At 59.6% G+C, this 11,458-nt stretch carries 8 protein-coding genes and 1 pseudogene; 7 read left to right on the plus strand and 2 right to left on the minus strand.

Features of this window, described 5'->3' with window-relative positions; genetic code table 11:
• Positions 1 to 63: 63 nt before the first annotated feature.
• Both ABF824_RS13495 and ABF824_RS13500 read left to right on the plus strand, forming a co-directional pair.
• On the plus strand, positions 64 to 1,623 hold the full coding sequence (locus ABF824_RS13495) for a hypothetical protein (protein WP_415489527.1): 1,560 nt from the start codon (positions 64 to 66) through the stop codon (positions 1,621 to 1,623).
• Positions 1,624 to 1,750: 127 nt separating this feature from the next.
• A complete protein-coding gene (locus tag ABF824_RS13500; RefSeq protein WP_415489528.1) occupies positions 1,751 to 3,751 on the plus strand; it encodes an FUSC family protein in 2,001 nt (666 codons plus the stop codon).
• Here the strand turns inward: ABF824_RS13500 and ABF824_RS13505 are convergent.
• Complete coding sequence (locus tag ABF824_RS13505; protein ID WP_415489529.1) at positions 3,703 to 4,608, minus strand: SGNH/GDSL hydrolase family protein; 906 nt, start codon at positions 4,606 to 4,608, stop codon at positions 3,703 to 3,705. The genes ABF824_RS13500 and ABF824_RS13505 overlap by 49 nt on opposite strands.
• 151 nt (positions 4,609 to 4,759) lie before the next feature.
• A complete protein-coding gene (locus ABF824_RS13510) occupies positions 4,760 to 4,894 on the minus strand; it encodes a hypothetical protein (RefSeq protein WP_415489530.1) in 135 nt (44 codons plus the stop codon).
• On the opposite strand from ABF824_RS13510, the gene ABF824_RS13515 reads away from it, so the two are divergent.
• The 5 genes and pseudogenes from ABF824_RS13515 to ABF824_RS13535 all read left to right on the plus strand — a co-directional run bounded on the left by ABF824_RS13515 (position 4,877) and on the right by ABF824_RS13535 (position 11,301).
• Positions 4,877 to 6,115, plus strand: a complete 1,239-nt coding sequence (locus ABF824_RS13515; protein ID WP_415489531.1) for an LL-diaminopimelate aminotransferase — start codon at positions 4,877 to 4,879, stop codon at positions 6,113 to 6,115. The two genes, ABF824_RS13510 and ABF824_RS13515, sit on opposite strands and share 18 nt — an antisense overlap.
• Positions 6,112 to 7,434, plus strand: a pseudogene (locus tag ABF824_RS13520) (homoserine dehydrogenase). The gene ABF824_RS13515 and the pseudogene ABF824_RS13520 overlap by 4 nt, the downstream one beginning before the upstream one ends.
• Positions 7,435 to 7,529: 95 nt before the next feature.
• A complete protein-coding gene (gene glpX, locus ABF824_RS13525; protein WP_415489532.1) occupies positions 7,530 to 8,525 on the plus strand; it encodes a class II fructose-bisphosphatase in 996 nt (331 codons plus the stop codon).
• A 36-nt stretch (positions 8,526 to 8,561) separates the two neighbouring features.
• Positions 8,562 to 10,391, plus strand: a complete 1,830-nt coding sequence (recJ, locus tag ABF824_RS13530) for a single-stranded-DNA-specific exonuclease RecJ (protein ID WP_415489533.1) — start codon at positions 8,562 to 8,564, stop codon at positions 10,389 to 10,391.
• A gap of 4 nt (positions 10,392 to 10,395) precedes the next feature.
• Positions 10,396 to 11,301: a hypothetical protein gene (locus tag ABF824_RS13535; RefSeq protein ID WP_415489534.1), complete on the plus strand. Its 906-nt coding sequence runs from the start codon at positions 10,396 to 10,398 to the stop codon at positions 11,299 to 11,301.
• Positions 11,302 to 11,458: the final 157 nt, after the last annotated feature.

An 11,458-nucleotide genomic window follows, 5' to 3' on the forward strand; every position in this document is an offset into this window, starting at 1 on the left:
TATCAACATACTGAATATTTCATCGACCAGTAATATTCAGGAGAATTATACGTGGGAAAGTATTTGCGGCGCATCTTGCTGTTTCTGCGCGCCGCTCTTCGTCCCGATGTTTTTTTGCAGGATCGTTCGGGGTCCGTTCTGGCTATAGCGGGCGTCAGTTTCGGCGTCCTGATGATCGGCATTGCCTCCGCCGTCAGTCTGGAAGAAGGCGTTGTCGTCCGGCAGGCTCTGCAGGATGCACTGGATTCCGCCGTTCTGGCGGGGGCGCGCCTTCAGAGCGGCACAGATCGCACGACCAGAATGACGAATGTCTTCTGGGCCAATTTCGCCCAGTCCCATCAGCCGAATTCTGTGGGTCCGGGCAACAGCACAGCAACGATCACCGATATCACGGACACTTCCACCGGTATCAGCATGTCGGCCAGCGCGCAGGTCAACATCATCCCTTATACGACCGCCTTTGCCCTCACCGTCAGCGCCAGCGCCAGCGGAAAGGCATCGACAACCGGGCTGGAACTGGCGCTTGTCATCGATAATACCGGCTCCCTTGGTCACAGCGGCATGCAGGCGACACGGGATGGAGCGAAGACGCTTATCAACGCGGTTTTGCCGGAAGGCGATGACACCGTGCAAAGCTGGATATCGATTGTTCCCTTTGGCGCGGAGGTGAATTTCGGCTCCCAACATACGGACTGGCTGAACACCGACATCAGTTCATACGCCTATGCTCCGGGAAGCTGGCAGGGTTGCATGATGGCGCGCACCGAAGGAGGCCACGATCAGGATGACGCAACGCCTTCTGAAGCGCCCTTCACCGCGTACTTCTATCCTTCGACTTACCCGACCTATGGGCTTTACGGCTGGACCTATGTGTCAGGCTCAAGCACGTTGCGCCTCACGACTTCCCGCAGCGGCACAAAGCCCGGCGACAACAGTTGGGCCACAGGATCGACCAACAATATCACAGAAGCATACAACTACCCGGAAAGTCCGAACGGAACGAACCCCAGCAACCCATCCGGTTGGTATGCCACCGGCCCCAATCTCGGTTGCCCCTATCAGCCTATCGTCCCGGAAACATCGGACAGGGACACGCTGCTCGCCGCAATCGACAACATGCGCATGGTGTGGCGCGGGGGCACCATGATCAACACGGGCTTGCAGGCCGGATGGCTGACCATCAGTTCACGATGGAAAGGATTATGGGGCGACGCTGATCTGCCACGTGATTCCGGCACGCAGAAAATCATCGTTCTCATGACGGACGGCATCAATGGATGGTTCCAGTCCTCAGCGCAGTACCCGGATGCCAGCGGCGATGGCGACATGACCGCTTACGGTCGGCTCAAAAGCAGCACTCTGGGAACCACAACCTATTCCGCGGCCTATACGCAATTGAACGCCATCACCAGCGAAATATGCACCAACATCAAGGCTCAGGGCATCACAATCTATGTGCTCCTGTTCAACCATTCATCATCGGTGGACGCGACCACGCAGTCCCTCATGCAGTCATGCGCCAGTTCAAACGATACTTACTTCGTTTCCCCAGACGCAACCTCCCTGCAGGAAACGTTCAGTCAGATCGGGCACGACGTCGCCAATGTCATAATAACGAAATGAATGCACAGGAAACCTCGCATTCCTAGCATCCTCACACTATCGTGAGTCGCCTGGTTTTTCTATTGCATGCGGTCCGATGAGAATGCGCCCACATACCCTCCGCCAACGCCTGAGGCGGCTCCTGTCCATGCTGTCGACCGGCATCATTCCGCCGACCGTTACGCATTGGTTCGGTGTGCGCGCCATCAATGTCGCGCCGGAACAGATCGCGGTCCGAGAGGGCATGCGCGCCGGTGTCGCCGTTGGGTCCGTCATGCTGCTGGCGTGGCACATGGAAATGTCACTCATGGCATGGTCGGCCTTCTCGGCCTTCTGGACCTGCCTCGTCGATCCCGGTGGGCTGCTGAAACGTCGGATCAAGGCTATTGCGACATTCGGCGTCTTTGGAACACTTATTACGGGTCTCCTGTCAGTGGCATCCGGACTGGGGTTGGTGCCTGTCTTCGCGGCGCTTGGTCTCTGCACCTTTCTGTGCGGACTGGCGCGCATGCGTGGCGCCATCGCCACACAGATCAGTGTCCTCTGCGCAATCGTCGGGGTGGTCGCCGTCTGTTATCCGCAAACGCCCACAGGGGCTCTGCAACTGGCCGGTCTATTTGCCAGCGGTTCGATCTGGGCGGCCCTGATCTGCTTCTTCGCATGGCCGGTCGATCCATTCGCACCCCAGAAGCTGGCATGTGCGGCGATCTTCCGTGAGCAGGCCGCCATGACCGCGCGACTGCTTGATCTCTCTTCGACCAGACTGGAAGAGCAGGAAGATCCTTATCACGCCATCAGCGCCTATCGACGGGCCATCCGGCATCGTATCGAACAGACCCGCTCTTCCGTCGAAGCGCTCTCCACCGACGTTCTTACCTGTCGCACCCGTGCCCGCCTCCTTCCAGCCATCGAAGCCAGCGACCGGGTGTTCGCTGCAATCATGGGCTTTGAGCACGCTGTCTTTTCCCGAAATGTTTCGCCTCTCGGACGCCGGACAATCAGACTGGTCACGGCCACGCTGCAACGTGTCGCCCGTGAACTGGGCCGCCCCCAGCCACGTCCCGGCAGCCTGACAAGGCAGATTGCGTTTCTCCGGACCGCCGGGTCGCCTCAAGGTGACCTCTTCGCGCGGGGCGCTCACATGTGCGCGGACGCTCTCTCGGACCTGCAAAACGCATGGGAGAAAGGACCGGCATCGGTAGGAGCAACAGAAGAACCGTCTCTCCGAAAAAACTCTCCACTGGCTTCAGGTTTTTTCGTCAGACATGCCCTGCGGCTGACAACAGGCGTTCTCGTTGCTTACGCCATTTCCCTTGCCCTCCACCTGCCTTACGCCTTCTGGGCGATGATGGCGGTGGTGGTCGTCACACAGCCGAGCATGAACATCACTCTGCCGCGCGCGCTGGAACGCATGGCGGGCAGTATCGCCGGGGGGCTGCTGGCAGCACTGGCAGGGGTTACGCTCCCCCAACCCGTCATCCTGCTGCTGATCTTTCCGCTTGCGGCCATCACCATCGCGCTGAGGAGTGTGAACTATACGCTGTGCGTGATGTTCATGACGCAACTGTTCGTGCTGGTCACTGACCTTGTTGCGACCACACAGGGTTGGGACGTAGGCCTTGAACGGGCTACCAACAACATCATCGGCAGCATTGTGGGACTGGCGGCCTGTGTGCTGCTCTGGCCGGAAAAACGCCCTGCCCCGCTTGCGGAACGTGTGGCGGAAGCCTTCACAGCCAATCTGCGCTACGCGGCCCTTGCGGCTCGGCCGGACAAAGCTGGGTGGAGCGAAATCGAACAGGCACGCCGCATCGCCGGAACTTCCTCAACACAGGCGGAAATCCTTTATCAGCAGACAAGGCTTGAAGGTTTGCGTCGCTCACCTTCCTTAAAGGCAAGCGCGGAGGTGCTGTTCATGCTACGGCAGCTTGCGGGGGCGGCCAGCATCTGGTGGCTCGAACAGCCGGTAGCCAGTGCGCCTGAAGGACAGGATCTTGTCACGCAACTGGACGAGATCCTCCAGTCTCCCGAAGTGCGGAACGGTGACCCGGTCACGCTGCTCCGCCTTCTACAATCTCTTGGTCTGGAAACAGCTTCTCCTCAATGGCGTGACAGAGCTTCCGCCATTTTACCCGCCATGATCCCATGAACCTTGTGAGTAGGGTGAAACTCGTCCCACCACAGATACGATGAGGGGTTGCGGCAGGCGACACCAACGCGCGGCAGTGTGGGCTGACAGGGCTGCGTCAGGTTTGTCAGATGATAGGCTGCGGCGTTGCTGACCACTTCTTCCATCGCCTCTTTCACGGAAAACCACTTGATGGTGATGCCATCGGTTTTCTCAAGAACAGCAAGATCGTCCCGCACATCGCGATCAAAATCCTGCTCGAACTGCTCTGCAAGCGCCACTTCTTCGGGATGACCTGCAAGCGCAGGCACCTGAGCCAGCGGATAGGAAAGCAGGATCAGGAAGCGACGCGCACCGCGACGGGCCAGCATCTCGACGGCATTCTGCACGTCCTGAGCGGAATCAAACGCCACATCCCGTTCCAGCACAGGTTTGGAAAACGCCATTTTCTGGAAAAAATCGTTGGCCGAGGCACCCAGAATATAGAGTGCACCCGGATCGACCTGCCGCCGGCCTGACAGGTACGACATGACCTGCGAACGCAGTCCCGTATCAGCCCAGCTATCCAGCCAGCTATCGTAATTGCCGCTTCCCGAACGGGCGCCACCCACGGCGTAATTGTCGATACCGACACCCATCTGATGCGCCAGAACCTCGACGGCGGTCGGTCCATTGCTCCACCGCCCTTCCCAGTATGTGCGGCTGCCTTCCGGAGCCGGAAGAATGACGGCACCCGGAACATGCGCCCGCACCGCTTCCGTGGTAAGCGTCAGCAGCGCGCCACTGTCACTGTAGCTGTCGCCAAAGACGTAGAGATGTGTGGCGGTGGGGGGGGTGGGGGGTGTGGTCTCAATTGCCCCAAACGCCGGTGCCAGCAAGCGCGACGATGCCCGCCGTCAGGGAGCCCAAAATCTTCTTCCGAAGGCGGCGCATGTCCATTTCGCTGTGTTTCCTTGTTTCGATTAGCAAGCTGCCGGACAGTAGAAGACGGCAATACACTTCTTTTCAAGACATGCCGGTACACAACAGTCAGGAGAGGCTGAGGATGCGTCGCGGCACCTTGCCACTCCCTTTCGCGCTTCCTATACCATTCACCCCCGCCATTCCGGCAAAAAGAGCCCCAAGAGCCCGCAGGACATTCCGGCCATGACCGAAGAGTTCCATCGCATCCGTCGCCTCCCTCCCTACGTTTTCGCGGAGGTCAACAAGGCCAAGGCCGCCGCCAGGGCCCGGGGCGAGGACATCATCGACCTCGGCATGGGCAATCCGGACAGCCCGACTCCACCGCATATCGTCAAGAAACTGGTGGAAACGGTCGCCGACCCGCGCAGCCACGGCTATTCCGTCAGTCGCGGCATTCCCGGCCTGCGCCGTGCGCTTGCGGGTTATTACGAGCGCCGCTTCGATGTGAAGCTGGACCCGGAAACGGAAGTGATCGCCACGCTCGGCTCCAAGGAAGGTCTCGCAAATCTTGCCTCGGCCATCACCAGCCCCGGCGACACCATTCTGGTGCCCAACCCATCCTATCCGATCCACCAGTTCGGCTTCATCATTGCTGGGGCGTCCGTGCGCTCCATTCCGGCCTATCCCGATGATGAGATGCTGCGCGCCCTTGAGCGCGCCGTGCGTCACTCGGTGCCAAAGCCGACCGCGTTGATCGTCAACTTCCCGTCCAATCCGACCGCCTATCTCGCGGACCTCGATTTCTACAAGGAAATCGTCAAATTCTGCCGGAAGGAAGAAATCTTCATTCTTTCCGATCTGGCCTATGCCGAGATCTATTTTGGCGATCTCGTGCCACCCTCCATCCTCGCTGTTGAGGGCGCGAAAGACATCGCTGTAGAGTTTACCTCCCTTTCCAAGACCTATTCGATGGCGGGCTGGCGCATGGGCTTCGCGGCGGGCAATCCCCGCCTGATCGCGGCGCTGGCGCGGATCAAATCCTATCTCGACTATGGCGCGTTCACACCCATTCAGGTAGCTGCCGTCGCAGCACTCAGCGGGCCACAGGACTGCGTGGCCGAGATCCGGCAGCTCTACAAGGACCGCCGGGACGTGCTGCTGCGTGGTCTCCACGCCGCAGGTTGGGACGTACCAAAACCCGAAGGCTCCATGTTCGCATGGGCGCCCATTCCGGAGAAATTCGCCGACATGGGCAGTGTCGCGTTCTCGAAACTGCTGTTGCAGGAAGCGGGCGTCGCCGTCGCGCCGGGCCTTGGGTTCGGTGAACATGGCGAAGGCTTCGTGCGCATCGGTCTTGTCGAGAACACGCAGCGCCTGCGTCAGGCAACCCGGTCGATCAAAAGTTTTCTGTCCGCCCACGGCATCAAGGGGCCAAGCAGCCCACAGCCGAAAAACTCAGTTCTGGAGGATACCGCGTCGTGACTTCGTCCAAAGGAGACGTTGCTTCCAAATCCCCGCTGCGCCTCGGCGTTGCGGGCCTCGGCACCGTGGTTGCCTGACTTGCCATACTCCTGCGCGACAACGCGGACATCATTACTGCACGGGCGGGCCGGCCGGTCGAGATTACAGCCGTTGCCGCACGGGATCGCACCCGTGATCGCGGTATCGATCTCAACCACCTTACATGGCACACGAATGCCGCCGATCTGGCTAATGACCCCAATGTCGATGTGGTCGTTGAGCTGATTGGCGGTTCCGATGGCACCGCACGCACACTGGTCGAAGCCGCGCTGAAAGCGGGCAAGCCCGTGGTGACGGCGAACAAGGCCCTGCTCGCCATTCACGGTGACACCCTCGCGCGCCTGAGCGCGGAGCATGACGCGCCTTTATTATTTGAAGCAGCGGTAGCGGGCGGCATTCCCGCCATCAAAACCGTACGCGAAGGGCTCGCTGCGGACCGCCTTCTCTCGGTTGGCGGCATTCTGAACGGCACCTGCAACTACATTCTCACTGCCATGCGTGAGACGGGCCGTGACTTCGCCGACGTGCTCACCGAAGCGCAGGAACTGGGTTACGCGGAAGCCGATCCCTCCACCGATGTCGACGGCATCGACGCCGCGCACAAGCTGACGATCCTCGCTTCCCTCGCGTTCGGCAATCCAGTCGAATTCAAGAGCGTGCATGTTGAAGGCATCCGCAGCATCGGCGCACTGGACCTGAGTTTCGCCCGCACACTGGGTTATCGGATCAAGCTCCTCGGTCTAGCCCGACGCACTGAAAAAGGCATCGAAGCCCGTGTCGCGCCGTGTCTTGTGCCGGAAACCGCGCCCATCGCGCAGGTGGATGGCGTGTTCAATGCCGTCATCGCTGAAGGCACGTTCGTCGGCCGGATGATGCTCGAAGGGCGTGGTGCGGGCGCTGGCCCGACAGCAACCGCCGTCGCGGCTGACATCATCGATGTCGCACGGGGTAATACCGTGCCGGTCTGGGGTACTGACGTTCGCACCCTGCACGCCGTGCAAGGCCGCCCGGCCTCAGAATGGCGTGGCGCGTTCTATATCCGCCTCACCGTGGCCGACCGTACGGGTGTGATTGCCGACATCACCGCCATCCTGCGCGACTGCGGTGTGTCGCTCAGCAGCATGCTCCAGCATCCGTCCGTGCGTGAAGGAGATGATGTGCCGCTCGTGCTGATGACGCACCCGACCGAAGAAAGCGCAATGCAGGCCGCCGTAAAACGCATTGCTGAACTGAACGTGGTGTCAGCCGCGCCTGTGCTCATCCGCATAGAAACTTTCTGACTTTTTCCTGCCCTCGACCTTAATTCGGGTGAATGATACACCTTTTGCCCGAATGAGGCCCTGCGTGGCGGGCCGTCCACCACTGGAGACGACGCATGGTCGACACGACTTCCCGTTCCGTTATCGTTTCGGACCGCAATCTGGCGCTGGAACTGGTCCGCGTGACGGAGGCCGCAGCTCTCGCCTCCGCTCACTGGACTGGCCGTGGCAAGAAGAACGACGCCGATGGCGCAGCGGTGGAAGCCATGCGAAAGGCTTTCGATACAGTCGCTATTGATGGCACTGTCGTCATCGGTGAAGGCGAGATGGACGAGGCACCGATGCTGTATATCGGTGAAAAAGTCGGTGCCGGTGGCCCCGCGATGGATATCGCCGTTGACCCGCTGGAAGGCACCAACCTGTGCGCCAAGGACCAGCCAAACTCCATCACGGTTGTGGCGCTGGCGGAGAGCGGAAACTTCCTGCACGCGCCTGACGTCTACATGGACAAGCTGATTGTGGGCTCTGGTCTGCCGGAAGATGTGATCGACCTTGATGCGCCGATCGGTGAAAACCTGCGCAATCTGGCAAAGGCTCGTGGCCGCGAGATTGGCGAGATCACCCTGTGTGCTCTCGACCGCGAACGCCATGCCGAGTTGATCGCCAAAACCCGTGAAGCGGGCGCCCGTGTGCGTCTGATCTCCGATGGCGATGTTGCTGCCGGTATCGCCGCCTGTCTCGAAAGCTCTTCCGTCGATATCTATGCCGGTTCCGGCGGTGCGCCTGAAGGTGTTCTGGCTGCTGCGGCCATCCGCTGCATGAACGGCCAGATGCAGGCGCGTCTCCTGTTCGAAGACGACGCCCAGCGCGAGCGTGCCCAGAAGATGAACCCCAACAAGAAGCCCGATCGCAAGCTGGGTCTGCTTGACCTTGCCGATGGCGATGTTCTGTTTTCCGCCACAGGCGTGACGAGCGGCTTTTTGCTCGAAGGCGTGAAGCGCATGCCGAACCGCGCCATCACTCACTCGCTGGTGATGCGTTCGAAGTCCGGCACCCTGCGTTTCATCGAAGGTTACCACAACTTCACGACAAAGACCTGGGTCTCCCGTTAAGGAGAGGCCTTCGGGCCTTTTCCACTGCACGTCAGAATGTCTGAAACCATTTCCCTGAGCGATGTCCCGTCCGCCCTTCCCGATGCTGTTCTGGGAGTGACGGAAAGCCTTACGGGCCATCGCTGGGTCTGGCGCACCGGCGCGGACGATGAGCGCACACTCCGCATTGGAAGCGCTATTGCACAATCCTGCGGTGTTCCGGAAATCGTGGCGCGTATCATGGCCATGCGCGGGCTTGGCCCCGAACATGCATCCGCGTTCATTGAGCCGCGTCTGCGCGCCTTCCTGCCGGACCCTTCCACGCTCCGCGACATGGACAAGGCGGCAGAACGCCTCGCCAAGGCTGTAAAAGCCGGGGAAACCGTAGGTATTCTCGGTGATTACGACGTCGATGGCGCGTGCTCTTCAGCCCTGCTGACAACCTTTCTCAGAGAGTTCGGCTGCCCGGTTCATACGCACATCCCGGATCGTATGAACGAAGGCTATGGCCCCAACGAAACCGCCCTGCTCGGTTTGAATACACGGGGTGCGTCGCTTGTTGTGTGTCTGGACTGCGGCACGGCAGCAGCCAGTATTCTCGCCTGCCTCGAAGGCAAAGCCGATGTGATCGTCATCGACCATCACAAGGCGGAACTGGCCCTTCCTGACATTCACGCGCTGGTCAATCCGAACCAGCCTGACTGTCCTTCCACCCTGAACCATCTCTGTGCGACGGCGCTGACCTTCATGACACTCGTGGCGACCACACGTGTCCTGCGGCAGAATGGATATTTCAAGGAGGGACATAAGGAGCCAAAACTCCTCGAATGTCTCGACCTCGTGGCGCTGGCGACCATCTGCGACGTGATGCCGTTACGCGACCTCAACCGTGCTTTCGTCCATCAGGGGTTGCGGGTGATGGGCGAGCGCAATCGGACAGGCTTGCGTTCGCTGATGGACGTTGCAAGCGTTCTGGAAAAACCGACGGCTTTTTCCTGTGGTTTCGCGATTGGCCCACGCATCAACGCTGGTGGTCGCATTGCAGAATCGGATCTGGGTTTCCGCCTTCTCACCGCAGAAACCGAGCTTGAAGCCCGGCAGATGGCCGAACGTCTCAACGATGTGAATCGCAAAAGACAGGATGTCGAAGCCGATATTCTCGAAGCGGCTATGACGCAGGCCAGAGAACAGTTCGAGTCTGGCAATGCGGCCATTCTGGTTACGAGCAATGACTGGCACGCCGGCGTCGTCGGCATTGTCGCAAGCCGGATCAAGGAAGAATTCAACCGTCCCAGTTTCGTAGCGACTGTTGATGAGAACGGCATGCTAAAAGGCTCGGGCCGTTCAGTTCCCGGTTTCGATGTGGGCGCGGCAGTCATCGCCGCCAAGGAGCATGGGCTGCTGACCGCTGCGGGCGGACATACCGCAGCCTGCGGGTTCTCGCTGTCCATCGAGCATCTGCCAGCCCTGCATGCGTTCCTGAACGAACGGTTTGAAGCGGCGCGGCACAATCCCCGCAAGGCCTTCCTTCCGATCGATGCGCTTATCCCGCCCAGCGCCGCCAATGCCGAGCTAGGTCATGCTCTGGCGATGCTGGCTCCGTTTGGTCAGGGCAATGAGGAGCCGCTTCTGGCTATCGGCAACGTAAAGGTCGATCGGTTCTTTCGGATTGGCGCGAATAAACGCTCCATCCGTGTCACCCTTTCGGGGGAAGGCAACCGCAAGATCAACGGCATCATGTTCAATGTGAAAGACGATCGCGTTCTTGATCTGCTGGAAGATCTGAGCCGCCCTACCCTCAATGTCGCGGGCTGGCTCCGGATAGACAGATGGCAGGGACGTGAAACGGTCAATTTCTGCATCCGCGATCTCGCCCGCGTGGTGTGAACTCATGAGTATTTTCAAAACCGATATCTGGAAAACGGGCGTCCTTCCGGTTCCGATCGAACGCGTCATCGAAGCCGGTTCCGTCGATCCGTTCCCCATCTACTGGCTGCCCGATCAGAAACCCCTGTGCTTTCTCGCCGATCCTTTTGGACTCCGGTATCAGGGCGATCTGTATGTTCTGACCGAGTATTATGATTACAGAACTCGCAAAGGCGTCATAAAAGCCTTCAAACTGAACATGATGTTTCAGGTTGTCGAAGAGCGGGTTGTGCTCTCTGAGCCATGGCATCTGTCCTATCCGTTTCTCATCGAAGCGGAAGGCGAAATATGGATGCTTCCGGAAGCACATAAATCAGGCCGTCTGACACTCTATCGTGCCAAGCAGTTTCCTTGGGAATGGGAGCCGGTACCGGCGTTTTCCTTCCCTTGGGCTGCGATTGATGCTTCACCCATATGCATCAATGATGAGTGGTGGATGTTCTATACGCCTCCCTACCCCGCAGACCGGCGCACCAGCACGCTGAAAATGGCCCGCGCTCCGACCCTTTTCGGGCCATGGAAGGATATTTCCGCTGAGCCGGTGCGGACGCACAAAAGCAGCAGCCGAATGGGAGGCACGCCTGTTCTCGAAAACGGGTGTCTCATTCTACCGACGCAGAATTGTGAACGCACCTATGGCGGTAGCCTGCAACTGATGAAAACATCTTTACCGTTCTCAGCTTCTCCGGAATTCGATCTCGGCGCCAATCTGACAGCGCCCGCGCGGCTGGCCCCTTTTACCGACGGGCTGCACACGCTGTCCGCAGCGGGAAATGCCACGCTCATCGATGTCAAACACGTCCTGCGCAATTCGCCTCGCCGGATGCTTGTCGACGCCATACGGCAGGTGAAAAGATATCTGCCGCACTGAACAGTCTGTTCAGTAACGATACTGCCAGAGCAGGCCAACGCTGCTGCCGGGATCGTTCTCAGGTGTCGTAAACCCGGTCACGTTGCCGCCCGTACCGACTGTCGTGTTTAGCTTGAGGTGCGTTGTCAGATCGACCAGCACCTGCGCCTGCGTGCCA

The organism is Acetobacter sp. (assembly GCF_047721705.1).
Lineage (GTDB): Bacteria > Pseudomonadota > Alphaproteobacteria > Acetobacterales > Acetobacteraceae > Acetobacter.

Bases quoted from the DNA above. Each gene is read 5' to 3' on its own strand.
- ABF824_RS13500 (WP_415489528.1), top strand. From the start codon at position 1,751: ATGCTGTCGACCGGCATCATTCCGCCGACCGTTACGCATTGGTTCGGT.
- ABF824_RS13515 (WP_415489531.1), top strand. From the start codon at position 4,877: ATGACCGAAGAGTTCCATCGCATCCGTCGCCTCCCTCCCTACGTTTTC.
- ABF824_RS13510 (WP_415489530.1), bottom strand. From the start codon at position 4,894: ATGGAACTCTTCGGTCATGGCCGGAATGTCCTGCGGGCTCTTGGGGCT.
- glpX (WP_415489532.1), top strand. From the start codon at position 7,530: ATGGTCGACACGACTTCCCGTTCCGTTATCGTTTCGGACCGCAATCTG.
- recJ (WP_415489533.1), top strand. From the start codon at position 8,562: ATGTCTGAAACCATTTCCCTGAGCGATGTCCCGTCCGCCCTTCCCGAT.
- ABF824_RS13535 (WP_415489534.1), top strand. From the start codon at position 10,396: ATGAGTATTTTCAAAACCGATATCTGGAAAACGGGCGTCCTTCCGGTT.